Here is a 26,047-nt window from a genome sequence, read left to right as displayed (position 1 = left end):
CGAGATTCCCCGGTGCGCAATTGCGCACCTGTGGTCTGGTCCTTCGGACCATCCCGGAATGACGCCGTCGTCAGATCGGCATCTTCATGATGTCTTCGTAAGCCTGGATCACGCGATCGCGGACCGAGACCAGCGTCGACACCGCAACGTCGGTGTCGGCGACCGCCGTCACCACGTCCATCACGTTGGCCTTGCCGGAAGCCATCGCCATGGTCTGGGCGTCGGATTTCTTGCCGGCCTCCAGCACGCTGCCGACGGAGTCCTTCAGCAGCGCGCTGAACGACGGGCCGGCGACGGCCTGCCCGCCCAGCCCGGCCTTCTCGGCGCCGCCGCGCTCCATCATCCTGGCGAGGCTGGCATAGGCGTTGGCGGCGACTGTCGGTGTAGCCATGAGTTACGTTTCCTGTTCTTGCTGCGTCAGGACTTGAGGATATCGAGCGTGCGCTGGATCATCCGCCGCGTCGCGCTGATGATGTTGAGGTTCGCCTCGTAGGAGCGCTGAGCGTCGCGCATGTCGGTCATTTCGACCATCGCATTGACGTTCGGATATTTGACGTTGCCGGACGGATCCGCTGCCGGATTGCCCGGCTCGTGCTTGACGCGGAATGACGATTGGTCGGGGCGAATCCGGCCGAGCGTCACGACCTGGGCGTCGAGCGTGCGATCGAGCGCCGAGGAGAAAGTCGGCACCTTGCGGCGGTAGGGATCGCCGCCCGCGGTCTGTGCGGTCGAATCGGCGTTGGCGATATTTTCCGAGATCACCCGCATCCGCCCCGCCTGCGCACGCAGGCCCGAGGTCGCGATGCTCATCGAGCGGGCGAAATCGCTTGTTCCATCTGCCATGGGATCCTCCCGCCGTTAAGTGGCCTAGCCCTTGCCGATCGCGGTCTTCAGCAGATGCAAGCTCTTGCTGTAGAGCGAGGTGGCGGCGGCGAAGTCCATCTGGTTGGCCGACACTTTCAGCATCTGCTCCTCGAGATTGACCGCGTTGCCGGCGGGGCGGGTCTGGAACCCGCTCTTGCCGCGATCATTGTCGAAGCTGTCCGGCGCGCCGGACGCCGCCATGTGGGTGGCGCTGGTCTGCATCATCGGCAGCGTCCCGATGCCGGCGCCGACGGTCGCCCCGCCCTTGTCGAATTTCGGCTCGACCAGGTCGCGCGGCCGGAAGTTCGGCGTGTCGGAATTGGAAATGTTCTCGGCGAGCACCCGCTGGCGCTCCTGATGCCACTGCATCTTGGTGCGCAACGCCGACAGGATCGGGAGATCGTTCATGGCCATCGCGGCGGCTCCGTTAACCTCTTGGACGCCATGGGCCGTCCGAGGTAGGCAGAATTTGCCCGGTGTATGGTTAACGGGTGGTTAAAATATCTGATGGAGCCGTGGAGAACGCCGCAACTGCGCTCTGCGAGCGCATTTTCGCCACGAATGCTGCGTTAACCAGCACAAACCAAGACAGCGTGGGGCGCTGAGAAGTCGTTTTGGGACAAGCGATTCTTGGTTTATTAATAGAATAGTCGGCTGCAAGCCGCTGGGAATTAAGAAATAAGGCGAATCTCGGGCGCGATTCGCTGGCGCAAACCACAAACTTATCAATCCGCGCTCGTTGATGGCGGAAGCTGAGGAAGGCCACGATGGCCGGGGACTCCAATATGCAGGTCATTACATTCGTGTTGGCATTCGTTGTCGTGCTGGCGCTGATCGGCGTCACCGCATGGCTCGTCCGCCGCTTCGCCGGAAACCGCCTCGGCGCCAATGCCAACCGTGGGCGCATGCCGCGCCTGGCGGTGATCGATGCCGCCGCCGTCGACGGCCGCCGCCGCCTGGTGCTGGTCCGCCGCGACAATATCGAGCACCTGCTGATGATCGGCGGCCCGACCGACATCGTCGTCGAGCCGAACATCGTGCGCGCCATGCCCGGCCGCGATCAGATGTCGAGCCGCCCCGCCGTTGCGCCCGAGGCTGCGCTGCCGCGCGCGGCGCCGCTGCCCGATGCCGCCTGGAACGAGAGCGAAGCCGCCCGCTCCGAGACGTTCGAACTTCCCGAGCCGGAGCCGGCGCCGCGTCCGGCGCGCCCCTCCTTTGCCGACGAGCTGCGCCGGCCCCCGCCGCCGCTCGCCGAGCGTCGCAGCGATCCACTGGCGGGCTTCACGCCCGAGCGCGGCGAGCCGCGGCCCGATCCGATGCCGCCGCGGCTGCCGCCGCGCTCCGAGCCTGCCATCCCACGGCCGCCGCGCGCCGCCGAGCCGCCGAAGGCGCCGCCGCTGCGCGCGCCCGAGCGTGCCGTGACGCCGCCGCCGCCGCCTCCCCCGGCTCCGCCGCCGATCGCAACCCAGACGCCTCCGCCCCCGCCGCCGGCATCGAACGCCGATGCCAATCTCGCCGAGATGGCGCAGCGGCTCGAGGCGGCGCTGCGCCGCCCGACCGGCGCCGGCGAGACCGTCGCGCCGCCGGTTGCGCCCGAGGCGCCGCCGGCCCGTGCCCCGCGCGCCGAGCCGTCCACCCCGCCCGCAGGCGGACAGAAGAGCGGCTTCGAGAATCTCGAGGACGAGATGGCCTCGCTGCTCGGCCGACCGAAGAATCCTTCGTGAGATCGGGGACAGTCCCGCGTAGAGTTTTTTTCATCGCTGTCCTGATCGCCGCCGGATCCTTCGCTGGTCCGGCGATGGCGCAGGACGTCAGCATCAACCTCGGCGGCGGCAATGGCGGCGTGACCGAGCGCGCGATCCAGCTGATTGCGCTGCTCACGGTGCTGTCGATCGCGCCGTCGATCCTGGTCATGATGACGTCGTTCACGCGCATCGTGGTGGTTCTGTCGCTGCTGCGCACCGCGCTCGGCACCGCCACCGCGCCGCCGAACTCGGTGATGATCGCGCTGGCGATGTTCCTCACCGCCTTCGTGATGGGCCCGGTGCTGCAGAAATCCTACGACGACGGCATCAAGCCGCTGGTCACCAACCAGATCGGCGTCGAGGAAGCGTTGCAGCGCGCCTCGGTGCCGCTGCGCGGCTTCATGCAGAAGAACGTCCGCGAGAAGGACCTGAAGCTGTTCATGGACCTCTCCGGCGAGCCGCCGCCGGCGACGCCCGAGGAGATGTCGCTGCGCATCCTGGTGCCGGCCTTCATGATCTCCGAATTGAAGCGCGCCTTCGAAATAGGATTTCTCCTATTCCTGCCGTTCCTGATCATCGACCTCGTGGTCGCCTCGGTCCTGATGTCGATGGGCATGATGATGCTGCCGCCGGTAGTGGTCTCGCTGCCGTTCAAGCTGATCTTCTTCGTGCTGGTCGACGGCTGGGCGCTGGTCGCCGGCAGCCTGGTGCAGAGTTACGGGGGGTAGCGCCCTGCAAAACATTCATAGGCTCTCAGCTGGATCGGCTGCGCCGTTGCACTATCATGTGCGGCGTCGCATCCAGGGAGCCGTGCCGTGCAGCAGCCGTTCGACCGCGCCGCAGAAGATCTCGGCAACGCCATCCATCTCGAGCATGTCAATGTCCAGGTGCCCGACCAGCGCCTCGCCACGCTGTTCTATGTCGCCGGCGTCGGGCTGACCCGCGATCCCTATCTGATGGTCTCCGACAGCAACATGTGGGTCAATGCCGGCCGCAGCCAGTTTCACCTGCCGAGCGGCCGGCCGCAGGTGCTGCGCGGCCACACCGGCATCGTGATCGCCGGACGGCAGGCCCTGCTCGCGCGGCTTGCCGCAGTCGCGCCGAAGCTCGAAGGCACTGCGTTCAGCTATCGTGAGCACAACGATCACGTCGAGGCCATTTGCCCCTGGGGCAATCGCCTGCGCTGCTACGAACCCGACGCGACGCGGTTCGGCCGCATCGCGCTCGGCATGCCCTATGTCGAATTCGCCGTGCCGCGCGGCACCGCCGAGGCCATCAGCCGGTTCTATCCCGAAATCATGGGCATCCCGGCCAGCGTTGCGAATGACGACGGCATGGTGGCGCGGGCAAAGGTCGGCAAGGATCAGTATCTGCAATTCCGCGAGAGCGACGAAGCGCAGGGCGATTTCGACGGCCATCACGTCCAGATCTACATCACGGATTTCTCGGGCCCCTACAACCGGCTGCGTGAGCGCAACCTGATCTCGCGCGAGGACAACCAGTATCAGTACCGCTTCTGCGACATCGTCGATCCCGCCAATGGTCGGCATCTGTTCACCGTCGAGCACGAGGTGCGCAGCGCCACCCATCCGATGTATCTGAGGCCGCTGGTCAACCGCAATCCGGCGCAAACCAACCGCACTTTCGCCAATGGTTACGACCAGGCGCCATGGGCGATGGGGCCCGACCAGTATGACGGATGAGCCGCGCGCTCGTCCGCATCACGACATCATCTGTAATCCAGTCACGAGACCACATGCTTCCCTCCCAGCGCCATCTGTTCGAGATCCCACGCGAGGTCTGCTACCTGAACTCGGCGTCCTACAGCCCGCTGCCGCTGAAGACGCTCGACGCCGGCCGCGCCGCGGTCGGACGCAAGGGCCAGCCCTGGACGATCGATTCCGGTTTCGCCGCCCGCCAGCATGAGCGTGCCCGCGCTGCGGCGGCACGCTTGATCAATGCCGATGCAAATGACATCGCTCTGATCCCGGCGATCAGCTACGGCACAGCGACGGTGGCGAAGGCGCTGACCATTCCGCGCGGCACGCGCGTCGTCGTGCTGGAGAACGATCACTCCTCGCCGGTGCTGGAATGGCACGCCCGCGCCGAGGCGCAGGGTTTTGGCGTCGACACCGTGCGCCAGCCCGCCGACGGCGACTGGACGTCGGCGGTATTGGCAACGATCGAGCGATCAGGTGCGCCGCCGGTCGGCCTCGCCTCGATCTCGTCGGTGCACTGGTCGGACGGCGGCATGATCGACGTCGACAGGGTGCAGGCGGCGCTGCGGCGGCACGGCGCAATATTCGTCATCGATGCGACCCAGAGCGCCGGCGTCGTGGCGATGGATGTGACGAAGCTCGATCCCGACGCCGTGATCTTCCCGACCTACAAATGGCTGATCGGCCCTTACGGCCGCGCCTTTCTCTACGTTGCAAAGCGTCACCAGAACGGTATGCCGCTAGAGCAGACCTCGGCCGGCCGCCGTGACGTCAATTCCGAGAACCCGGTCTATTTCGGCGACCTCAGCTATGTCGACAACGCCCGCCGCTACGACATGGGCGAGCGCGATCATTTCATCACGCTGGAGATGGCCTCGATCGGCATGGAGATGATGGCAGAATGGGGTGCGGCCGCGGTCAGCGCACGACTTGCCATGCTGAACGGGCGGATCGCCAATGGCGTGCGTGATCTCAAGCTCAACATGCTGGCACCGAGCCTGCGCGCGCCTCATATCCTGAGTCTCGGCATGGCCGGCGGCGTCCCGAAGGAATTGATCGCGCGGCTCGCCGCCGAGAACATCCACGTCGCGCTGCGGCTCGGCCGGATGCGGATCTCGCCGCACGTCTTCAACGACGAAGCGGATGTCGACCGCCTCGTCGCTGTGTTGACCAATACGTTACGCGGCTAGCCCAGCTTGCGCCCGAGCGCGACGACGCTGACCAGCTCGATCGCCAGCGCTGCGGCCACCGCGGCCGCGCCGATCACGAACAGCAGCGTATAGTTGCCTCCGCTCTGCGCGAACAGGTAAGAGAGGCCGTAGGCGCCTGCCGCCTGGAACAGCGCGAATGTCGTGGTGCCCTGCGCCCAGGCGGAGCGCTGGCTCGCCGCCGAATGCGGGATCAGCTCGTGGATGCGGCCGATCACCAGCGGCACGATGCCGGGTGTGAAGCCGCCGACGATCAAGCTCGACACGATCAGCGCGACAGGCGACGTGGTCACGGCGGGCATCGCGACCGCGACGGCCTCGATCAGGAACGCCACGCGCAACGCCGCAGCGAAGCCGGCGCGATCGGCGAGATGTCCGGTCAGGAGCGGCCCGACCACGGCGCCGAGGCCGTACAGCACCCAGTAATAGGATCCCGCCGCGATCCCATGCCCGAGCCCGCGGGCGACGAAATCGACCAGGAACACCATGTGCGGCACCAGCGCCAGCGCGTTGAGGCCGTATTCCACACACAACACGATTACGAGCGGCGCGCGCGTGCCATGCGGTGCAACGTGCGGCTCGGCTGCGCCATGCGCAGAGGGCACATCCGCCGGCCATGCCTTCCAGCTGATCAGGGTCAGCAGCGCCGACAGCACGCCGAGGCCGACCCAGGCCTGCTTGACACCCTGCTGCAGCAGCAGCGGCACCAGCGTGCCTGACGCCGCGACGCCGAGACCAACGCCGGCGAAGATCACGCCGCCGATCAGCCCGCGCTTGTTCGGCGCAGTGTGCGGAAGGATCGCGGTCGCCGCCAACACCATGATCACGCCGCCGCTGATGCCGGCGAGGAAGCGGAGGCCGAAGAACCAGATGAAGGAGATCGGCACCGCGCAGGCAAAGCAGGTGATCGCGGCGAGCCCCATCATGCCGCGCAGCGCCCATACCGAGCCGATCCGCGCACCGAGGTCGCGAGCGATCAGCGCACCGGCGAGATAGCCGGCCAGGTTAGCGGCGCCGAGATAGACCGCTTCCGCCGGCGTGAACCACTTTGCAGCGATCAGCGCCGGAATCAACGGCGTATAGGCAAATCGCGCGAGCCCGAGCCCGACCAGCGAGGCAGACAGACCCGCGGCGGCGGACAGCCACAGCGGCCTGCCTGCATCGCGATGCGGCCCGGCGTGATGACGCCTGCGATGATCGGCATTGACTGACATGGACATCGCAGTAGGCCCTCCGGCCATTCGTGAAAAATGATTAGTTGCGATCGCAGCAATCGTTCGCAGCGATCACTGCATCTCTCCCGATTGGGAGAGATGCTCGTTTCGCTTGGGTCGAGGCCATCGCGCTCGTCAGTGCCCCGCGCTCTGGCCACCGTCGACATGCAGGATCTCGCCGGTGACGAAGCCCGCGCCTTCCAGGAACAGCACCGCGTCGACGACGTCCTTCATCTCGCCCATGCGGCCGACCGGGTGCAGCTTGGCGAGGAAATCGTGGGTCTCCGGCGCGTGCATCGGCGTCTTGATCACGCCGGGCGCCACCGCGTTCACGCGGATGCCCTTGGCCGCATATTCGATCGCCAGCGACTTGGTCGCCGCATTCAAGCCGCCCTTGGTGAGCGAGGCCAGCACCGAAGGGACATTGCTGTTGGCGTGATCGACCAGGCTGGTCGTGATCTGCACGATGTGCCCGGAGCCCTGCTTCACCATCTCCTTCGCGACTCGGCGGGTGATGTAGAAGAAGCCGTTGAGGTTGGTCGCCAGGATCGAGGCGTAATCCTGATCCGCGTAGTCGGTGAACGGCTTGGCGATGAAGATGCCGGCATTGTTGACCAGCGTGTCGATGCGGCCGAAGCGTCCAAGCGCCTGCTTGACGATGCGGTCGGCAACCTCGGGATCGCCGATGTCGCCTGCCACCGCCAGAACATCCGGATCCGACGACGGCTTGATGCTGCGGGAGTTGGCGACGACGCGATAGTTGCGGTCGCGATAGCCCTTGACGATGGCCTCACCGAGGCCCTGCGACGCGCCGGTGACGATTGCGACCTTCTGCTCTGCACCCATGATGTCTCTCCATCTGCTGCTGAAGCGACCCAGCGCCGCTTCGATGGAGAGCAAACTAGATACCTCCGCTTTTCGTGCGAATGCCCGCTATTCGGCAGACACTCTTCCGCGGCGCGAACGACTGGCCCGGCTGGCCTCGCGGGACAGCCGCTCGAAATAGCGTTTCAGCCGCGGCGTCGCGAAATCGACGAAGGCGCGCACCTTCGGCACATCGAAGCGCCCCTGCGGCGCCAGGAGATGCACCGGCAGCGGCGGGGGCTCGTCGCCGGCGAGCAGGATCTGCAACCGCCCGTCGCGGATCTCCTCGGCGATGTGATACGAGAACAGCCGGGTGATGCCGTGCCCTTCGCTGGCCGAGGCGACCGCGGCCCGCACCGTGTTGACGACCAGCCGCGGCGCAAACTGCACCGCGCGCGCGACCCTGGACTTCGTTGCCGGCGGAAAGCTCCAGGAGTCGAGCCCGAAATGCGTCATCGCGATGATCCGGTGTTTCGCGAGGTCGCCGGGCTCGCCGATCACCGGATGCTGCGCGAGATAACCAGGCGATGCCGCGAGCACGCGGCGTACCTCGCCAAGCTTGATTGCGATGAAATTGGAATCGGCGAGATGGGCGATGCGCAGCGCGACGTCGATCCCCTCGTCGATCAGATTGACGGTACGATCGAGCATCACGAGCCGCACCGACACCGCCGGATAGTCCGTCATGAAGGCATCGAGCACCGGCCGCAGCACGTCCTCGCCGACCACGATCGGCGCGGTGATGGTCAGCGTGCCGCGCGGCGCCGACCGCTCGCCGCCGGCCGAGATGTCGGCCTCCTCGAGCTCGCTGAGGATACGGCGGCATGCCGCCGCGTAGCGCTGCCCGGCATCGCTCAGCTTCAGCGACCGCGTGGTGCGATGGAGCAGCTCGGCGCCGACATGATGCTCAAGGAACGCGATCGCCCGGCTGACCGCAGCCGGTGAGCGCCGCAGTTTCCGCCCCGCACCGGCAAGGCTCCCTTCGTCGACCGCCGCGACGAAAACCTTCATGGCGTCGATGCGGTCCATCGTTGCTCCTCAGCGCACCTCAATCCCCGCCGCGACGCGACAGGACCCTAGCCCTTCACGTCATACTGCTTGCTGAGGTGGTCGCCGATCTGCACCAGCATCGCGACGCATTCGGGATAGCCGGGCCTTGCCGCCGTGGCCTCGCTGGCGCTGGCGCGGAATTCCCAGCTATCGCCGTCGCGCAGGACGGAGATGTCGATGCCGTCAGGACAATCGGCATGGGCCTTCAACTCCGCGCGCGCCATCGCGATCAGTTCGGCTTCGGTCTTGATCGGCTTGCTCATATGACGACGTCCTCCCGGGCTGGCATTTTGCTGCCATGGTTGCCGATTTGGCAGTGGGATGTCGAGAGGACGAACGCGATCACGGCCTCTTGCAATTGACAAATCGCACCGCTCCGGCGAACATTTGGCCGGGTCGATACCACCCGCCGCTTGCACCCCGCCCGGGGACGGTGAACGTATCAAGCCAGTTTCAGGCTTCCTTTGCCCGCACGAACGGGTCAGCAACGCAAGCCCTTGACATTTTTCCGTTCGTCGATGCAGAGGACCATCCATGCGCGATTTTCGTGATGCCAAAACCATGGCGCAGACGCTGCGCGAAGCGCTGGCCGCCAAATCGATCCCCCTCACCCACAGCGACAGCCTGGAGCTGATCGCGAAACTGTTCGGCCAGCGTGACTGGAACACGCTGGCGGCACGGATCCAGGCCGCCGGCGGAGTTTCCGACGTGCCGGCTCCCACGCCGCGATCACCACCGGAGGCCGTGCGGCAAGAGATCGCAGTCGAGACAGCAGTGCTCGACGGCTACGCCGGATTTTATCAACTCAACGAGCAGTCGATCCTTACCGTGAGCCGTGAGGATCAGCATCTCGTGATGCAACTGACCGGACAGCCCTCCGTGCCGTTCTTTGCGGAAAGCCAAACCGATTTCTTCGCCAGGCTTGTCGACGCACGGGTCAGCTTCGTCGCCGGGCCGGACCGACGAGCGACATCGCTGCTCTTGCATCAGAACGGCAGGGATATGCGGATGACGCGCGTCGATCCTGCAAAGGCGAAGAACGTGACCGATCGAATTGCCGAGAGAATGAAAAGCCAGACGGCGGCGCCCGGGACCGAGGTCGCGCTGCGCCGGCTCATCGACGGAATCGTATCGGGAAATCCGGACTACGAGGCCATGAGTCCCGGGCTCGCAGCCGCGACGCGTGAGCAACTGCCCAACTTGCAGCTAGGACTGGGCGATCTCGGCGCGATCGAGACCACGCGCTTTCTCGGCGTCGGTGCCCAAGGCGAAGATGTCTACAGCGTGCGGCACGAGAACGGAGCATCGCATTGGCGCATTGCGCTCGATCCGAACGGAATTATTTCGACCGCGTGGGTATCACCCGGACCGTAGGCTCTGACGCCGTTACTGCGCCGCGCTTGCGCGGCGCTCACCCCTGATGGCCGGCAGCGCGCTCACCGGCGCGGCCTGCGGCGTGTCGGGCACCGATCCGGTCGTGACCGGATCGGGCAGCGGCGCACGGGCGGTGGCGTCGGGAAAGCGGGTCTTCATCTCGCGGATGAAGCCGTCGAGCGTGTCGACGCTGGCGGCCATCCGCGCGATCTGGGCGAATTCGGCGCTCGAGGTCGCGACCGGCTTGCTGGCCGCGTCGAACGCCAGTCGGTCGGCATCGCCGGACATCAGCGGTGCATATTTCTCGCGGAACCGGGACAGCCCGATGGCGTCCTCGGCGAGCGCATAGCCGACCACGGCGCGGATGACGTCGGCCTTCTCGCTGGCGTTGAGCGGGGTGAAGTCGCGCCAGCGGTCGCCGTAATAGAGCTCGATCTGCTCGGAGGCCTCGCGCCAGTGCCGCGACGCCCAGTAGATGTCCGAACGAAGCCGGATCGCCTCACGTCCGGTGATGTTGGAGATGATGTCGAGCGCGAGGTCGTGGCGGCCGACGTCGCTCTGCGCGCGCGCCTCGAGCAGCAGCCGCTGCTGGCGCAGTTCGCCCGAGAGGTCCGCGATCCGGGTCGAGCGCAGCGCGCCGATGGCGCGGTCTGGCTTGCGGTTCATCAGATAGACCATCGCCAGCCGCGCGGCGACCTGCGCGCGCGCCGCACCTTCGAGCCGCTTGTCGACCTGGTATTGCAGCAGGTCGGCAGCCTGGTCGAGCAGATCGACACCGACAAGGCGGTCGGCGAGCCGGCGGATCATCTCATCGCCGCGGCGGCCGATCGGCGTCAGCTCCCGATATTCGTAGAAGGTGCCGAGCGCGTCGATCGGCGCCATCTCGTCGCCCTTCGGCCCGAGATAGAGCTGCACGAACAGCGCGGAAGCCGCATCCTGCGCCTGGCGCGATTCCGGCGCGTTCGGTTGCAGCCGGGTCGCCGCACGCGTCACCGCGAAGGCGTCGGCATAGCGCGCGCTCTCGACGTAGATCTTCGACAGCTCATAGAGCGTCTTCAGCTCGATGTTGTCGCCACGCCATATCATTGACAGCAGCTCGAGCTCCTTCAGCACATCGTCGCGGCCGATCTCGCCGCGCTTCTGCTTGAGCAGCGTCTCAAGCAGCTTGCCTTCGGCGGCGGCCTGGCGGTCGGCCGAATTGGCGGCGAAGCGGTAGGCGTCGAGCGCGTCCTTCTCCTGCCCGAGCGCCTCGGCGAGCCGGCCGCGCAGCACGGCCGCCGCAGGCTTGAGCGCATCGGGAACGCCGACCACATCGAGATCGCTCTTGCGCCGCGCGGCGCCGGCATAGTCCTTGACCTCGAGCGAGGCCTTCATCGAGTCCATGGTGACGATGCGCTGCAGGTCGGGCGGCAACGTCGCGACCGCGAATTCGGCGTTCTTGAATTTCTCGCGCGCCTCGGGCCATTTGCCCTCGCGGGCGAAGGCGAGCCCTTTCCACAATTGAGAATCATAACCGTTGCCGATCACGGGATTGGCGAGATCCTTGATCCCGCGCTCCGGATGCCCGATCAGGATGCTGGCGACCGCGTGCACCATCACCACGGACGCCGTCTCGCTCCCGCGCTTGCTCTCGGACAGGATCAGATTGGTGACACCATGGGCCTCCTGGTACATGCCGCGCGCCATGTAGAATTCGGCGAGATCGAGCCGCGCGAGCGGCAGCTGCTCGGCATTGGCGGTCGACATCGCGCCAATCAGGCCGTCGAGCTGCTTGACGAAATTCTCCGACTGGTTCTTGCGCCACTCGTCCGGATCGAACAGCGGCTTCACCGCCGCGGTGGCGCGCTCGGCGGCGACGTCGGCCGACGACAGCGTCAGGCCGCCGGGGCGGCCCAGCATCACCTTGTCGACGCCGACCTCGGCCTTGACGTCGTCCGCGTTCGGATGAACCACGACACCGTGGATCGATTCCAGCAGCGACAGCTCGACGAAGTCCTGCCGCTTGATGATGCCGCGGGTCGGCGGCGGCGCGGTCACGACCCAGAGCGTATCGCCGGCATCGGGATCGACCAGCCTGTGCAGCAGGCCGGGATTGGCGAGCGGCACGCTGACATTGGCGAGCGAGGGCTCCGAGATGTTGCGCACCACCGTGAGCGGCAACGGCGGCTTCTGCACCCGGTCGGCAAAGGTCAGCGTCCAGCTCACGCCGCGCGAGCGGTCGTCGCTTTCCAACGACGGCATCTGCGGCCGGTTGAGGCGGAAGCGCACCGCCTGGCCCTTGTCGAGCGCAATCCGGCTGACATCGGAGATCAGCGCGCCGCCCTTGGCGCGGATCGGATCGACATCGATCGCATCAGCCGTGTCGAACACCATCCACACCGTGTCGGCGCGGCGGAACAACGCCGCCGGCGTCGCACCCGGGAATGAGAATGTCACCCGCAGCCCGTCGCTGTCGCGCTGAGCGTCGACCGCAGGAGCGGCGCTGGCGCGAGCCGCCGCAGGTGACGGCACAGCATCAGGCTTCGGCGCTTCCATCACTGGCGCGGCTGCGACACTGGGCGCAGGCTTCGGCGCTTCGCTCGCGGTCGGCTTGGTCTGCTGCTCCGCAGCGCCGGCGCTGCCCTCGCGCGGTGCGGCCGGCGCGGCCGAATTCTCGACCTCGGCCGCCGGGGCCGCCGCGATCTTCGGCAGCTCGGCATTGGGCAGCTCGGATCGCGGCGCGTCGGTTTTGGCGGGCGCTGCGGCGGGTTGCTCGGGGGTCGCCTGCTCTGATTTGGCCTGCTCGGGCTTGGCCTGCTCGGGCTTGGCCGGCTCGGATTTGGCCGGCTCCGTTTTGGCTTGCTCGGGCTTGATCTCGATCCTGGCCTGCTGCGCGATGCTTTCCGATGTGACCGGCGCGATCCCGGCCGTGCCCTTCTTGCCGCGCGGTGTCGGCAGCGAGCTCAGCGAAGGCTTTGCCGCCTGCTGTTGCTCGCTCTGCTGGAAGGCGACATCGACGATGTAGTTCTTCTCGTCGCGGAACGAATGCACGTCGACGTCGCCGATCAGCGTCACATCGACTGCCGAGGTATCGGTATCGGCGCGCGAGCTGATCGATGCGACGTTCGGCGGCGCGGCGACCTTGGCATCGGCAAGATCGAAGCTCAGCACCGAATTGAAGGACAGCGTCAGCTTCTGCTCGTTCAGCACCGAGGAGACGCTGACCCCGTCGGGAACCTCGAACACGAAGCGGACGAAGGTCGGCTGCACCAGCGCGCGGACCCGGATCGGCGGCTTCTTCCTGGCGGCGTCGGCCGCGCGCTGGATGCGCAGCAACCGCTCCGCGGCACGGGCGCGTTCGGCTAGCTCGCGGATCACCTCCTGCGGCAGCGACGGCGGCGGGCCGGTCCAGCTGTCGGGCAGGAAGTCGACGAAGATGCGTTCGCCGGCGGTCATGGTGTTGACGGTGACGCGGCGCGCCAGCGACAGGCGGATCGCCGAACCATCCGGATCGCGGCGGGCGGCGCCGACATAGTCAGGCACTGCATCCTGCAATGCATCGACGGGGATATCGACGGGACGCTTGAAACGGATCACGATGATCGAGCCGGCGGTCGTGACCTCCGGTTCGACATCCTCCTTGAGCTTCAGCACCAGGCGGGCATAGCCGTTGGCGGCAGAGAATGCCGCCTCGCCCGGCACCGGGTCTTCGGCCCGCGCCGAACTCGGATAGGTCAGCGCAACGAGGGCAAGGCCGGCGGCGAGCAGACACAGATGCGCGGTCCGCGCCCAGGCGCGGCCTAGCAACCCTGTTCCAGCGGCAGCCGTTCGCGCCATCTCGAAACGTCTTCTCGGGACTCAAGCCATGTCAGCGCGAAGCGCCCTCGCCCACGCGTCCCGATCTTGGATCGGGCGGCGTTAAGGAGCTGTTAACGACAACGGATTGCGAACACGCCGGTTACGTGATCTTTTGCGGGTCCGTCATTCCGGGGCGCGCCTCTTGGCGCGAGCCCGGAATCCATTGGCCCACAGGCTCCCTGGATGGATGGATTCCGGGTTCTCGCTCCGCGAGCCCCGGAATGACGATCATGAAGGGCCAACGCCTCCTCAATTCGTCTTCGGCGCGAGCATCTTGCCTTCGATCTTGGGAAGATCGTCCGATGAGGCCGACTTGTCGCCGCCGGCGCGGCGGGCGAGTTCGACGGTGAGGCGTTCGGCGGCCTCGGGCTGCATCAGGCCCAGGATGTCGGACATCTTGCGCGGCTGGATTTGGGAGGCGATCTGGTAAAGCACGCCCATTTCCAGACGATCGAACACCTTGGCGGCGTCCTTCGGCTTCATGTTCTCATACATGGTGACGATGCCCTTGAAGCGCGCCGCCTCGGCTTCCGCCTTGGCCGCCGCATCGGCATTGGCCTTGGCATCGTTGGCCTTGACCTCCTCGACTTTGGCCTCGATGCGCTTCTCGGCCGCCTTCAACAGGCCTTCGCGGATATCGACCTCGCGCGCGCGTTGCTCGAGCTCCTGACGGCGCGCCTGCAGCCGTTCCAGGATGGCGCGCTCGGATGCCGACACTTGCGGCGGCGCATCCAGATTGACCGCCACGCCGTCGGGCTTGGCCGGCTCCGCCGCCGGGGCGGCCGGCTTCGGTGCCTCGTCCTTCTTGGCGTCCTTGTGCTCGACCGACCCCGTGATGTCGCCGGGGTCGGCCTTCGACCTGCTGTCAACAACCGCCTTGCTCGCGCCGGGGAAGTTGAAATTCTGCTGCGCCCAAGAGCGGCCGGCGGGGCCAGCGGGCGCATCCTCGGCAAAGACGTAGCCGCCATCGAGCACGAGGCCTGCGACCTTCAGCACCATCAGGCCGAAGATCGCGACCAGCACCACGGGAATCACTCTGATGTCACGAAGCACCTTCATGCAGCGAGGCCGCCGGCCCTCCTGCGCTCGGTGAAGGCTTCAGCCGCCGCGGCCACGGCGCGCGCGGCTGAAACCCCGGGCGCCGGCGCGGCAGGTGCAGCGACGGCCGCTGCCGGCGCGCGCGCGGCGGGCTCAGCCGGCCGCGCGGCCATCGCGATCTTGGACAGCCGGCGCACCACGCCATCGCCTTCCGCGAGCTGGTTCTTCAACTGCGCCGACATCTGCGTCGCCGCGTCGAGCTGGTTGCCGAGATTCTCGTTGACGTCGCGCACCGCGTGCTTCAAGCCGCCGATCGCCCGCTCGGCGATCTCGGTCGCGGTGATCAGTTCGGCGATCGTCGCCTTCAGCGAATGCTCGTCCGCCTTCAGCCGCTGCAGCCGCTTGTTGAGCAGCCAGCAATAGCCGATGGTGAGCATCAGCAGCACGGCCACCAGACTCTCGATCGCTAGTCCAAGCACATGACTCATGGTGCCTCCATCATCTTGGTCCGCTCGTCCGCCTTCTCGAACATCGCGAAGGTGGTTTGGGGTTTACGCAAATTCTTGGTGACGCGGATCGCGACCCGGTCGCCGACGCGGCCCATGCGGCCTTCCGTCAGGGTGACGTTGCCGCAACGGACCGAAACCAGCGCATCGGAGCGGATGTCCAGCGGCAGCGTGTCGCCGACCTTGAGCTTCATCAGCTCCTTCAGCGGGATGTCGGCCTCGTACAGCACCGCGTCGACCGCGATCTCGGCCTGCGCCACTTCGGTCGCGAAATGGCCTTCCCAGATCGGATCGCGGCCGAACTTTTCGCCCATGAACATCTGCAACAGCACGTTGCGGATCGGTTCGATGGTGGCGTAGGGCAGCAGCAACTCGATATTGCCGCCGCGGTCTTCCATGTCGATGCGCAGCCGCACCAGGATCGCGGCATTGGCCGGGCGAGAGATCGCGGCAAACCGCGGATTGGTCTCGAGCCGGTCGATGGTGAAGGTCACCGGCGACAGCGGCCGGAACGCCTGCTCTGCGTCCGACAGCACCACCTCGACCAGCCGCTTCACGAGGTTGGTCTCGATCGTGGTGTAGGGCCGGCCCTCGATCTTGAGCTGGGTCTGGCCGCGGCGGCCGCCGAGCAGCACGTCGATCATCGAATAGATCAGGTTGGAGTCGACCATGGCGAGGCCGAAATTCTCCCACTCCTCCGCCTTGAACACCGAGAGCACCGCCGGCAGCGGGATCGAGTTCATGTAGTCGCCGAACCGCACCGAGGTGATGCGGTCGAGCGAGACCTCGACGTTGTCGGACGTGAAATTGCGCAACGATGTCGTCATCAGCCGCACCAGGCGGTCGAACACGATTTCGAGCATCGGCAGACGCTCGTAGGACACCATCGCGGAATCGATGATGGCGCGGATGCCGGAATGGTCGTCGAGGCTGACATCGCCGACCGTGAAGCCGAGCAGATTGTCGATCTCCTCCTGCGACAGCACCCGCTCGCCATTGGTGTTCTTGCCGCCGAAGTCGCGGCTGCCGTCCTCGACCATGGCGGCCCATTGCAGCGCCATGTTCTCGGTGAGCTCGTTCTTGGCCGCTTCCGCCGCGGCCGCCGCTGGATCCTCGGAATCGAGCGAGGCTTCCCATTGGGCCGCAATGGCGTCCTGGTCCATCTGGTCGTTGCCGGCCATGGCTTTACATCCACCCCGTCACTGGATCACGACTTCCTTGAACAGCACCGCGTTGACCTGGTTGGGCGCCAGCGCGAGATTGACGCGCTTGGTCAGTTCCTCCTTGAGGCGGAACAGGCCGGCCGAGCCGTTGAGATCGCTCGGGCGCAGCTCGCGCATATAGGTCTGGAACAGGTCGGTGACGCGCGGCAGCGCCGGCTTGATCGCCTCGACCTGCTTCTCTTCCTTGACCTCGAGCACCAGCTTCAGCTTGAGATATTGCACGCGCTCGCCGGGCGCGCCGACCAGATTGACCAGCATGTCGGGGATGTCGACGAAGCTCGGCGGCTTCGGCGGCGGCGCTTCGGCGTGCTGCTCCTCGCCGTGGCCGCGCATGAAGAAGAACCAGCCAGCCGCGCCCGCGCCGAGCACGACGAGGAAGCCTGCGACGGCAATGATCAGCTTGAGCTTGCCCTTTTTCGGGGCGGCTGCGCCCTCGCCGCTATCCGTCTTTTCCTCGTCCGCCATCGTCCGTCCGCTTCGTCCCAGAGGATGCGAACGCGATTTGCCCCAGCTTTGGCCTGAAGACGCGATACAAATGCCGCCGGCGCGCACGCGCCCCACTGCCGTCAACGCTAGGGTCATAATGGTTAATGGAAGCTTAGGATTTACCATCCACTAGGAAAAAACTGCCGGGCAAACATGGTCAACAAGACCTTTCTGCCGCCCGGCGCGGGTCCCGGACAAACACTTAAGCCATTCAAATATCTGATTATTCCAAGTTGGCACGGCTTTCGCTGAGAGGAAGCGTGTAGCTAGCGGGTTTGGGAGAACCCAATGGTTACCGACGGTCCGGCGTGAAGGTTTGGGAGAACCTGCATCCGGATCACCTCACAGGGGAGAACCACCGATGCAGAATACGCTTCTGGTCGGACTATCGAAGCAGATGGTGCTGGAACGGCAGATGGATGTCGTCTCCAACAACATCGCGAACATGAACACCAACGGCTACAAGGCCGACCGCTCGCTGTTTGAGGAGTATCTGTCCTCGAACGCGCATGAGGACAATTTCGCGTCCTCCGACCGCCGCGTCTCGTTCGTGCAGGACCGCGCCACTTTCCACGACTTCTCGCAGGGCCCGACCGAAGAGACCAAGAATCCGCTCGACGTCGCGATCGACGGCAACGCCTTCCTGGTCGTGCAGACGCCGGGCGGCGAGCGCTACACCCGCGAAGGCAATCTGCAGATCAACAATCGGGGCCAGCTGATCACCGCGTCGGGCTACCAGGTGCTCGGCACTTCCGGCCCGATCACCTTCCAGCAGACCGATCACGACGTCAACATCGCCCCCGACGGCAATATCAGCGTGCTCGAGGGCACGTCCCGCCTCGATTCGATCCGCGGCAAGCTACGCCTGGTCTCGTTCGCGCAGGCCCAGCGCCTGCTCAAGGAGGGCTCCAACCTCTACGCGCCGGGCGAAGGCACTCAGCCGCTGCCGGACACCAAGTCCCAGATCCGCCAGGGCTTCATCGAGAAGTCGAACGTCAATTCCGTCGTCGAGATGAGCCGCATGATCGAGATCACGCGGACCTACACCCAAATCGCCTCGCTGTTGCAGCAGCAGAGCGACCTGCACAAATCGGCGATCGACAAGCTCGCCGACGTGCCGAACTGATCCGGGGGACTGACCGATGCGCGCACTTTATACAGCAGCGACCGGAATGGCGGCACAGGAACTCTCGGTTCAGGTGATCTCCAACAACATCGCGAACCTGCGCACCACCGGCTACAAGAAGCAGCGCGCCGCGTTCCAGGACCTGATCTACGATCACGTGCGCCGGGTCGGCGCGCAGGCCTCCGACCAGAACACCATCATGCCGATGGGCATCGACCTCGGCGGCGGCGTCAAGACCGTCGGCACGCCGCGCATGATGACCCAGGGCACGCTGTCGCCGACCGGCAACGATCTCGACATCGCGATCCGCGGCGAAGGCTTCTTCAAGATCCTGATGCCGGACGGCACCTTCACCTACACCCGCGACGGCTCGTTCCAGATGGACAACCAGGGCCGCATCGTCAACGCGCAGGGCAATCTGCTGCAGCCGACGATCACGATCCCGCAGAACGCCTCCGGCCTCACCATCAACGCGCAGGGCCAGGTCTCGGTGACGCTGCCGGGCCAGACCGCGTCGACCAATATCGGCACCATCGGCCTGACCCGCTTCATCAACAAGGCCGGGCTGATGCCGATCGGCGACAATCTGTTCCAGGAAACGCCGGCCTCCGGCCAGCCGCAGGACGGCACCGCCAACACCGACGGCTATGGCGACATGCAGCAGAGCAACCTCGAACAGGCCAATGTCGAGGTGGTCTCGGAAATCTCCGACCTGATCGCCGCGCAGCGCGCCTACGAGATGAACTCGAAGGTGGTCTCGGCCGCCGACCAGATGATGCAGTCGACCTCCAACCTGTTCCGCTGAGGATGATCGCGATGATCGCCCGCTCGTTCCTGCTCGCAGCCGCGCTCCTCGCGCTCACCGTGGCACCATCGGCCGCGCAAAGCCGCGGCGAGACCATCGCGGTGCCGACGCTGCGCGCCAGCATCACGGTCGCGGACGACATCGTGCGGGTCGGCGACCTCATCGACAATGCCGGCAGCGCCGGCAGCATCGCGATCTACCGCGCCCCCGACCTCGGCACCACGGGCACGCTGCCGGTCGCGCAGGTGCTCAACGTGCTGCGCACCCACCAGGTGATCGGCGTCGACACCCGCGAGCTGAAGGAGATCACGGTCACCCGGCTCGCGCGTACCATCGACAGCAAGGAGATCGAGCAGCAGGTGTCGCGCGCGCTGGAGGGCCGCCACGGCCTCGGCAGGGCCGGCAACATCGCGTTGACCTTCGACCGCGATCCCGGCGACATCCGTCTCGAGGCCACTAATACCGGCACCATGCAGCCGGTCGCCGTGCGCTACGACGCGCGCTCGACGCGCTTCGACGTGACCTTCGAGATCGGCAACGATGCCGGCGCGGCTTCCTACAAGATGCGCCTCACCGGCACGGCGATCGAGACCATCGAGGCCGCCGTGCTGACGCGCAATGTCGAGCGCGGCGACGTGCTGAAGGCCTCCGACGTGATGATCGAGCGGCGTCCGAAGGCCGACATCGGCAACGACGCGGCGACGCGCGACGGCACCATCGGCATGCAGATGCGCCGCCAGCTCCGCGCTGGCCAGGCGCTGCGCACAGCCGACATGACGAAACCCGATCTCGTCACCCGCGACCAGAACGTCATGCTGATCTACCGCACCGCCGGCATCTATCTCACGATCCGCGGCAAGGCGATGGATGGCGGCGCCGAGGGTGACGTCGTCAGCGTGATGAATTTGCAGTCCAAGCGTGCCGTCTCAGGTGTCGTCACCGGCCGCGGCGAGGTCTCGATCTCGGTCGCGACTCCGCGCGCCGCGCCTGACGCCGACGCCGTCTCGTCCACGTCCGCTCCCGTCAAGCTGAGTTCAGTCGCACCAAACGCCGAGTAAAGTTCATGTCCCAGTACCGTATCAACCGCCTCGTCCTGACCGGTGCGCTGTTCGCACTCGGAACGATCGCCAGCGGTTGCTCGTCGATCGACCGCCTCTCCCAGATCGGTGAAAAGCCGAAGCTGACGGAGATCGAGAACCCGACCACGCAGCCCGGCTACAAGCCCGTGCAGATGCCGATGCCGAAGCCCGAGGTCGCCTCCTACAGCCCGAACTCGCTGTGGCGCAGCGGCTCGCGCGCCTTCTTCAAGGACCAGCGCGCCGCGCGCGTCGGCGACATCCTGACCATCACGGTGAACATCACCGACAAGGCCGCGATCGCCAACGAAACCCAGCGCAGCCGCACCAATTCGGAAGACTCCGGGATCACCAATTTCCTGGGCTCGCAGACCATCACCCAGGCGAACAAGATCCTGCCGGGCCGCATCCTGACCGCCGACTCCACCGCCTCCAGCGACGGCAAGGGCTCGGTGAACCGCCAGGAAGCGCTGCAGACCAACGTCGCCGCCGTCGTCACCCAGTTGCTGCCGAACGGCAATCTGGTGGTCGAGGGCAAGCAGGAGATCCGCGTCAACTACGAAATCCGCGAGCTGATCGTGGCCGGCATCGTGCGTCCGGAGGACATCCAGAGCGACAACACCATCGACTCCTCAAAGATCGCCCAGGCCCGCATCGCCTATGGCGGCCGCGGCCAGATCACCGACGTCCAACAGCCGCGCTACGGTCAACAGGTCCTCGACGTGCTGCTGCCGTTCTAATGGCATGATCCCGAAAAGTGGAAACCGGTTTTCGGAAGCGGATCATGCCTAATTAAGACTTTCCGAGCTCCCACATCTCGTCGCGAACCTAGGCGCGGCGCGGTGTACCAACACGGCCCTCGTCAGCTCCCCTGACGGGGGCCGTGGCTTTTGAAGCATGATCCGGAAAGTGTGAAGCGGTTTTCCCTCGCGACAAGCGCGGCACGCGTTTGCGCGGAGATCATGCTCAAACGAGGAGCAGCGCGATGACGGTTCAACCCAGTCGCATCGCGCTTGTGGCCGGTCGAATGCACCGACGCAGAAGTCGCGCACCAGCCCGATACCTCTCGTCGCAAGTCGCGCGATCGCTTTCTCGGTTCGTTAACCTTTGCAGCAACCCGCAGTAGAAGTCCCGCCGCTTGCAACGTAGCTAGGGGACAACGCAGGGTTTTCTATTTGTATGACAGTCATGCAAAGAGACGGACAATATGCGGCGTGGTTCCGGACGCCGCACGGCGAAGGCACCGGAATAGTCCGGCTGGCAAACGGCAAGATCAGCGGCGGCGACGCCATGTTCATCTATGGCGGCAGCTATCAGCTCGATCAGGACCGCTTCACGGCGGTGCTGACGACGCACCGATATGCCGACGGCCCGTTCACAACCGTGTTCGGATGCGATGAGGTCGAGGCGCAGCTGACCGGCACCTTCAACGGCAACCGGGCGGTGTGCTCCGGCACCGCCAAAGAGGCCCCGGGCGTGCTGTTCGAAGCCACCTTGTTTCTGCAACAGCACGAGCCGGAGCCCGCCCCGGGGCCGAGGACCACGACGACGCGCGCGGACGTCGCGCGGCTGCCCAAGCTCACCGACCGCCGCACGCCGATCGTGACCCGGCGCTTCGGCTGATGTAGCCGCAATCCCGATGGCATCTCCGCCCGGTCGGGCGTACGATCGCGCATGCGCGAAGCGCAGCACGATCAATGCAGCCGGAAGGAGGAACGCATGTACGCCGCCATCCGTCACGCCAAGGCGAAGGCCGGTAGCGCCGAGGAGCTCGCGCGCCGGATCAAGGAAGGCGCAATTCCGATCATCAGCGACGTCGAAGGCTTCATGGCCTATTACGTCGTCTATGCCGGCGACGATACCGTCACCGCGATCAGCGTCTTCAACAACCATGCCGGCGCCGAAGAAGCCAATCGCCGCGCGCTGGCCTGGATCGACGACAATCTCGGCCCATTGCTGATCGGGCAAGCGACCGCGGTTGCGGGTCCGGTGATCGTGCACACGAAAGCATAACGGGCCGCAACCGGGGTTGCGGGTCCAGTGATCGTGCACACGAAAGCATAACGGGCCGCAACCGGGGTTGCGGGTCCAGTGATCGTGCACACGAAAGCATAACGGGCCGCAACCGGGGTTGCGGGTCCGGTGATCGTGCACACGAAAGCATAACGGGCCGCAACCGGGGTTGCGGGTCCGGTGATCGTGCACACGAAAGCATAACGGGCCGCAACCGCTGTGGCAGGTCCGGTGATCGTGCACACCAAGGCGTGACGGGGCTATGCGCCCGCCTTGAGCTTGCAGCCCGCATGAGCGCAGCGACATGCGGGGCCTGAAGCATACCGGTGCCGCTCACGCTTTCTTCTTGGCGGCCGCGCGACTTCCGGCGGCCGGCTTCTTCGCTGATGTCTTCGCCGGCTTCTTCCCAGACTTCCTGGATTTGGCCTGGTTGAGCTCGATCGCGGCGCGGACCAGGGCCTTCAGCGCGGGGGCGTTGATTGCGTCGCCCTCGAACAGATCGATCGCGCGCCGCACGTTGCCCTCGAAACCGGTGTTGAAGAGCTTGTCGGGATCCGGCAGTTGCGCGCCATACATGAACGTCAGCTTCACCTTGCCCTTGTGGGCGTTGCCGACCGCGATGATGCCGTCGCGCGACCACACCGGGCTGCCCATCCATTTCCACTCCTCGACGATTTCAGGGTCGGCGGCGAGGATGCTCTTGCGCAGGCTCGCCAGCGTCTTGCCGCGCCAGTCGGCGAGATCCTCGATCATCCGGTCGATCCGTTCCGATGCCGTCATGTCTACCTCGCGATCCCTGCCTGTGCCATGCAATCATATTCGGGATGTCCGGGCATCACGCTTGTGAGCCCGAGGTCGATCGCCGCCGCGGCGCGAGATAGGGCAACACGAACAGGTACAGGCCGCTCAGCAGCATGAAGATCAGCGGGAACAGGGCCAACAGGCCGATCCAGACTGCCTGCTGCTGCAAGGCCATGGCGCCGATGTTGATGATGACGGCGACCGTGAAGGCAATTGATAGCCAACGGTGCAATTGCCTGATCCAGTTATTCATGTGACCTCCCGTGGTGTGTATGCGATCGTCATTGCGGGGCGAGATCGATCACCGACCTCACTCCGGCCGCGCCATCAGCTGATCGAGCTTCTCGAGGAACTGCTTCCACCCGGCATGGGCGCCGCCATAGGCCTGCTTCTGATGCGGCTGGAAGCCGGACTGCTCGACGCGCAGATGGGTGCCCGTCGCCGTCGGCGTCAGCGTGAACACCACCACGCTCTCGAGATGATAGGCGGCATCCTCATGCGCGAAATTCCAGGTGTAGGACAGCGTCCGGTGCGGCTCGACCGCGAGCACCTTGCAGTCCAGCACCCCGCCCCACTCGCCGCGCAGATTGAAGCTGTGCCCGACCTCCGGCTTGAAGTCGTTCTTCATCAGCCACTCCTCCATCAGATGCGGTTGCGTCAGCGCGCGCCAGAGCTTTTCCGGCGGATGGGGAAATTCGCGCTCGACGATCGCGGCGCGCGTTTCACGGCTGGTGTTGGTCATTGGTCCATCCTTTTGAGGAGATCTTCGAGGTGGTCGAACCGGTTCTGCCAGAAGCCCGCCATCTGGCTGGTCCAGTCGATCAGCGGCGCCAGCGCGCCGAGTTGCGCGCTGTAATGCGTCTGCCGCCCTTCATGGCGATCGCGCACCAGCCCGGCCTGCTTCAGCACGCCGAGATGTTTCGACACCGCCGGCTGCGAGATTTTGGCCCGCGCCGTCAGCGCGCCGACGGTCTGCTCGCCCTCGCGGCACAGGCGCTCGAAGATCGCCCGGCGGGTCGGGTCTGCGAGCGTTCGAAACAGCACGTCGTGAGCATCCGGCATTGATCAATAACCCATCGGTTATGGATTCGTATAACCAGCCAGCTATGGATGAGTCAATGGGGGACTTTCACCGGCCCCGGCGTGGATGAAAATCGGCTAAGCAACATGACGACCACCACCTTCCATAACCCACAGGTTATTCGCCGGGACCGTTGTGCCCGACGGGCAACTCAGCAAATCCTGTCAATCCTCAGCGGCTAAAATATTTCGCTTTATCCGAAGAGCAACTCAGTGTATGAATTTCCCCGTCTCGCCCGATCGAGGGGCGCTTCGCGGTCGTCACGAACGCGGGTCGAGATGCGGTGGACGCCGATTGCGTAGTCGACGAATGCGCATGAGGCGGACGGCGAAGTCGTGCAGGCCTGACGCCCTAGCGGTAGGTGTCTTTTCGGATTGCGCAGATGCGCGTCGCGAAGACGGTGACAACAAAGCCCAGTCTCGCCGGGGAGAGCACGTATAAGCCGTAACCCATCGCGCAGGGAAAGCCGGGTTGTTTCCGGTTACACCTGTGGTCCTACCCCCGAGCTTTCTACCCTTTTGCTCGGGGCCCATGGGTGCGATCGGCACCCGGCTTTCCCTGCGCCCTCTGTTCAAGAGAGGGCGGAAGCGACAAGCAAAGCTCGGACAAATCATGTCGCGAGAATGCGAAGCTATATCCCCACCACTACTGTCATCGCCCGGCTCGACCGGGCGATCCAGTACGCCGCGGCTTCTCGGCTCAAGCACCGCCGTCTCTGGAATACTGGATCACCCGGTCAAGCCGGGTGATGACACCGAAAGTGTGGCAATTGAATCGAGACTGATCCTCACCGTCGTCCCGGCGAAGGCCGGGACCCATTACCCCAAAAGCGAATTGTTGCGCGACGCCGGGGCCACAGCTTGTTTTCAACGACACAACCCTATGGTTATGGGTCCCCTGAGTTCACAAACGAAGTGCAACACTTCCGACTGGAGGTGTTGCGATGGGCCGGACTTACAAGCAGCTGTCACTGGACGAGCGATGCGAGATTGCCAGACTTTCGGCCAATGGGGCCTCGATCCGGCAAATCGCTGCAGCTTTGGATCGCCCGCCATCAACGATCTCTCGGGAGATGAACCGTAATCATGGCGTTCAGGCCGGCTACAAGGCCGACTATGCCCAGCAACGGATGCGAGCGCGGCGCTGGACGGGCGGACGCCTCGAACGGGAGCCCGTCCTGCGCCGCGCGGTGTTGGATGGCCTTCGCCGTGGCTGGTCGCCCGAACAGGTCGCCGGCCGGCTGGCCATCGAGCATGGACGCAAGGTGATCTCCTACGAGAGCATCTACCGCTTCATCTATGCCCAGATCAGACGCACCACGGACGGCAGCTGGCGGCACTATCTGCCACGCGCCAAGAGCAAGCGCGGCCGCCGTGGCAAGCGGGGCGGAAGTCCCGCAAGCTTCATCGAAGGCCGTGTTTCCTTGGATAAACGGCCCGTCGAGGTCGCCGATCGCAACACTCCCGGCCATTGGGAGGCCGATCTGATGATGTTCTCCAAATACCGTCAGCAGATCCTGGCCGTGCACGAGCGCACCTCCCGCCTGCTGCTCGGCGTCCGCCTCCCAAGCAAGCTCGCTTCCGGTGTCGCAAGCTATCTCGTGCGTCTGTTCAAGGCGCTGCCAGAGCAGATGCGCCAGACCGTCACCTTCGACAACGGTACCGAGTTCGCATCTCACCTTTCCTTGCAAAGCCTCTTGATGAAGACCTTCTTCTGCGATCCGCACGCCCCCTGGCAGAAAGGTGGCATCGAGAACGCCATCGGTCGCATGCGACGCTTCATCCCGCGCAAAACCGATCTCGACAAGCTCCCAACCCGACGCCTCAGCAAGTTCATCGCCGCATACAACAACACCCCGCGCAAATGCCTTGACTTCAGGACCCCAGCGGAGACCTTTGCTGCTCAAGTGTTGCATTTCGAGTGTGAATCCACCTCCCGGCCTTCGCCGGGACGACAGCGATGAATGCGGCACCAGCGCGAATGGACCTCGTTGCGACGGCGCCGCGCTTGACCTACAC

The 26,047-nt window shown here is 65.4% G+C and carries 29 protein-coding genes; 12 read left to right on the top strand and 17 right to left on the bottom strand.

From position 1 onward, the window contains the following. Positions 1-70: 70 nt before the first annotated feature. The 4 genes from fliE to ACVIW0_RS12880 form a co-directional block, all read right to left on the bottom strand. On the bottom strand, positions 71-391 hold the full coding sequence (fliE, locus tag ACVIW0_RS12895; RefSeq protein WP_050631837.1) for a flagellar hook-basal body complex protein FliE: 321 nt from the start codon (positions 389-391) through the stop codon (positions 71-73). 26 nt (positions 392-417) lie between these two features. Continuing rightward, positions 418-843 carry a flagellar basal body rod protein FlgC gene (flgC, locus tag ACVIW0_RS12890; RefSeq protein ID WP_461352679.1) on the bottom strand — a complete coding sequence of 142 codons (426 nt, stop codon included), beginning with the start codon at positions 841-843 and terminating at the stop codon, positions 418-420. A gap of 24 nt (positions 844-867) precedes the next feature. Further along, positions 868-1,278 (bottom strand): flagellar basal body rod protein FlgB, encoded by a 411-nt coding sequence (flgB, locus tag ACVIW0_RS12885; protein ID WP_461352678.1) that lies wholly within the window; start codon positions 1,276-1,278, stop codon positions 868-870. A 70-nt stretch (positions 1,279-1,348) separates the two neighbouring features. Continuing rightward, entirely contained in the window at positions 1,349-1,630 is a 282-nt protein-coding gene (locus tag ACVIW0_RS12880) for a hypothetical protein (RefSeq protein ID WP_461352677.1), read from the bottom strand. A gap of 19 nt (positions 1,631-1,649) precedes the next feature. Between ACVIW0_RS12880 and ACVIW0_RS12875 the strand changes: the two genes are divergently transcribed. The 4 genes from ACVIW0_RS12875 (at position 1,650) to ACVIW0_RS12860 (ending at position 5,517) form a co-directional block, all read left to right on the top strand. Beyond that, entirely contained in the window at positions 1,650-2,588 is a 939-nt protein-coding gene (locus ACVIW0_RS12875; protein WP_461352676.1) for a flagellar biosynthetic protein FliO, read from the top strand. Beyond that, positions 2,585-3,337, top strand: a complete 753-nt coding sequence (fliP, locus tag ACVIW0_RS12870; RefSeq protein WP_461352675.1) for a flagellar type III secretion system pore protein FliP — start codon at positions 2,585-2,587, stop codon at positions 3,335-3,337. Before ACVIW0_RS12875 ends, fliP begins: the two co-directional genes overlap by 4 nt. Positions 3,338-3,424: 87 nt before the next feature. Further along, positions 3,425-4,312 (top strand): hypothetical protein, encoded by an 888-nt coding sequence (locus tag ACVIW0_RS12865; RefSeq protein ID WP_461352674.1) that lies wholly within the window; start codon positions 3,425-3,427, stop codon positions 4,310-4,312. A 53-nt stretch (positions 4,313-4,365) separates the two neighbouring features. Further along, positions 4,366-5,517 carry an aminotransferase class V-fold PLP-dependent enzyme gene (locus ACVIW0_RS12860; RefSeq protein ID WP_461352673.1) on the top strand — a complete coding sequence of 384 codons (1,152 nt, stop codon included), beginning with the start codon at positions 4,366-4,368 and terminating at the stop codon, positions 5,515-5,517. Here ACVIW0_RS12860 and ACVIW0_RS12855 read toward each other — a convergent pair. The 4 genes from ACVIW0_RS12855 to ACVIW0_RS12840 form a co-directional block, all read right to left on the bottom strand. Beyond that, positions 5,514-6,755 carry a YbfB/YjiJ family MFS transporter gene (locus ACVIW0_RS12855; protein ID WP_461352672.1) on the bottom strand — a complete coding sequence of 414 codons (1,242 nt, stop codon included), beginning with the start codon at positions 6,753-6,755 and terminating at the stop codon, positions 5,514-5,516. The genes ACVIW0_RS12860 and ACVIW0_RS12855 overlap by 4 nt on opposite strands. A gap of 129 nt (positions 6,756-6,884) precedes the next feature. Then, a complete protein-coding gene (locus ACVIW0_RS12850) occupies positions 6,885-7,595 on the bottom strand; it encodes an SDR family NAD(P)-dependent oxidoreductase (protein WP_461352671.1) in 711 nt (236 codons plus the stop codon). An 87-nt stretch (positions 7,596-7,682) separates the two neighbouring features. After that, a complete protein-coding gene (locus ACVIW0_RS12845; protein ID WP_461352670.1) occupies positions 7,683-8,642 on the bottom strand; it encodes a LysR family transcriptional regulator in 960 nt (319 codons plus the stop codon). A 47-nt stretch (positions 8,643-8,689) separates the two neighbouring features. Next, a complete protein-coding gene (locus tag ACVIW0_RS12840; RefSeq protein WP_461352669.1) occupies positions 8,690-8,926 on the bottom strand; it encodes a hypothetical protein in 237 nt (78 codons plus the stop codon). A 271-nt stretch (positions 8,927-9,197) separates the two neighbouring features. Between ACVIW0_RS12840 and ACVIW0_RS12835 the strand changes: the two genes are divergently transcribed. Further along, complete coding sequence (locus ACVIW0_RS12835; RefSeq protein ID WP_461352668.1) at positions 9,198-10,037, top strand: glyoxalase superfamily protein; 840 nt, start codon at positions 9,198-9,200, stop codon at positions 10,035-10,037. Positions 10,038-10,049: 12 nt separating this feature from the next. Here ACVIW0_RS12835 and ACVIW0_RS12830 read toward each other — a convergent pair whose 3' ends face one another. The 5 genes from ACVIW0_RS12830 to fliL form a co-directional block, all read right to left on the bottom strand. Next, entirely contained in the window at positions 10,050-13,853 is a 3,804-nt protein-coding gene (locus tag ACVIW0_RS12830) for a tetratricopeptide repeat protein (RefSeq protein ID WP_461352667.1), read from the bottom strand. 270 nt (positions 13,854-14,123) lie between these two features. After that, complete coding sequence (locus tag ACVIW0_RS12825) at positions 14,124-14,933, bottom strand: MotE family protein (protein ID WP_461352666.1); 810 nt, start codon at positions 14,931-14,933, stop codon at positions 14,124-14,126. Next, entirely contained in the window at positions 14,930-15,400 is a 471-nt protein-coding gene (locus ACVIW0_RS12820) for a DUF6468 domain-containing protein (RefSeq protein WP_461352665.1), read from the bottom strand. The genes ACVIW0_RS12825 and ACVIW0_RS12820 overlap by 4 nt, the downstream gene beginning before the upstream one ends. Continuing rightward, positions 15,397-16,599, bottom strand: a complete 1,203-nt coding sequence (gene fliM, locus ACVIW0_RS12815; protein ID WP_456762076.1) for a flagellar motor switch protein FliM — start codon at positions 16,597-16,599, stop codon at positions 15,397-15,399. The genes ACVIW0_RS12820 and fliM overlap by 4 nt, the downstream gene beginning before the upstream one ends. Positions 16,600-16,617: 18 nt before the next feature. After that, positions 16,618-17,106: a flagellar basal body-associated protein FliL gene (gene fliL, locus ACVIW0_RS12810; RefSeq protein ID WP_461352664.1), complete on the bottom strand. Its 489-nt coding sequence runs from the start codon at positions 17,104-17,106 to the stop codon at positions 16,618-16,620. Between the two features lie 382 nt (positions 17,107-17,488). Here fliL and flgF point away from each other — a divergent pair, with 382 nt between their 5' ends. The 6 genes from flgF (at position 17,489) to ACVIW0_RS12780 (ending at position 22,147) form a co-directional block, all read left to right on the top strand. Continuing rightward, a complete protein-coding gene (flgF, locus tag ACVIW0_RS12805; protein ID WP_461352663.1) occupies positions 17,489-18,253 on the top strand; it encodes a flagellar basal-body rod protein FlgF in 765 nt (254 codons plus the stop codon). Between the two features lie 16 nt (positions 18,254-18,269). Then, positions 18,270-19,058 carry a flagellar basal-body rod protein FlgG gene (gene flgG, locus ACVIW0_RS12800; RefSeq protein ID WP_076858776.1) on the top strand — a complete coding sequence of 263 codons (789 nt, stop codon included), beginning with the start codon at positions 18,270-18,272 and terminating at the stop codon, positions 19,056-19,058. A 2-nt stretch (positions 19,059-19,060) separates the two neighbouring features. Further along, on the top strand, positions 19,061-20,116 hold the full coding sequence (flgA, locus tag ACVIW0_RS12795) for a flagellar basal body P-ring formation chaperone FlgA (RefSeq protein WP_461352662.1): 1,056 nt from the start codon (positions 19,061-19,063) through the stop codon (positions 20,114-20,116). A 5-nt stretch (positions 20,117-20,121) separates the two neighbouring features. Then, positions 20,122-20,874 (top strand): flagellar basal body L-ring protein FlgH, encoded by a 753-nt coding sequence (gene flgH, locus ACVIW0_RS12790; RefSeq protein ID WP_461352661.1) that lies wholly within the window; start codon positions 20,122-20,124, stop codon positions 20,872-20,874. Positions 20,875-21,322: 448 nt separating this feature from the next. Next, the gene (locus ACVIW0_RS12785) at positions 21,323-21,757 is read left to right on the top strand and encodes a hypothetical protein (RefSeq protein WP_461352660.1); all 435 of its coding nucleotides are present in this window, start codon (positions 21,323-21,325) and stop codon (positions 21,755-21,757) included. 96 nt (positions 21,758-21,853) lie between these two features. Further along, positions 21,854-22,147 (top strand): antibiotic biosynthesis monooxygenase, encoded by a 294-nt coding sequence (locus ACVIW0_RS12780; protein WP_461352659.1) that lies wholly within the window; start codon positions 21,854-21,856, stop codon positions 22,145-22,147. Between the two features lie 333 nt (positions 22,148-22,480). On the opposite strand, the gene ACVIW0_RS12775 is transcribed toward ACVIW0_RS12780, so the two are convergent. From ACVIW0_RS12775 to ACVIW0_RS12760, 4 genes are read right to left on the bottom strand one after another with little or no spacing between them, the layout of a single operon-like run. After that, positions 22,481-22,927 carry a DUF1801 domain-containing protein gene (locus tag ACVIW0_RS12775; RefSeq protein ID WP_461352658.1) on the bottom strand — a complete coding sequence of 149 codons (447 nt, stop codon included), beginning with the start codon at positions 22,925-22,927 and terminating at the stop codon, positions 22,481-22,483. 55 nt (positions 22,928-22,982) lie between these two features. After that, on the bottom strand, positions 22,983-23,201 hold the full coding sequence (locus ACVIW0_RS12770) for a hypothetical protein (RefSeq protein ID WP_461352657.1): 219 nt from the start codon (positions 23,199-23,201) through the stop codon (positions 22,983-22,985). 57 nt (positions 23,202-23,258) lie between these two features. Then, positions 23,259-23,690 (bottom strand): SRPBCC family protein, encoded by a 432-nt coding sequence (locus tag ACVIW0_RS12765; RefSeq protein ID WP_461352656.1) that lies wholly within the window; start codon positions 23,688-23,690, stop codon positions 23,259-23,261. Further along, positions 23,687-24,010, bottom strand: a complete 324-nt coding sequence (locus ACVIW0_RS12760; RefSeq protein WP_050403489.1) for an ArsR/SmtB family transcription factor — start codon at positions 24,008-24,010, stop codon at positions 23,687-23,689. Before ACVIW0_RS12760 ends, ACVIW0_RS12765 begins: the two co-directional genes overlap by 4 nt. Positions 24,011-24,972: 962 nt before the next feature. Here ACVIW0_RS12760 and ACVIW0_RS12755 point away from each other — a divergent pair. Continuing rightward, complete coding sequence (locus tag ACVIW0_RS12755) at positions 24,973-25,992, top strand: IS30 family transposase (RefSeq protein ID WP_461352655.1); 1,020 nt, start codon at positions 24,973-24,975, stop codon at positions 25,990-25,992. The last annotated feature ends 55 nt before the right edge of the window (positions 25,993-26,047 follow it).

The organism is Bradyrhizobium sp. USDA 4454, assembly GCF_054822705.1.
This window is presented reverse-complemented; position numbering and strand designations above follow the sequence as displayed.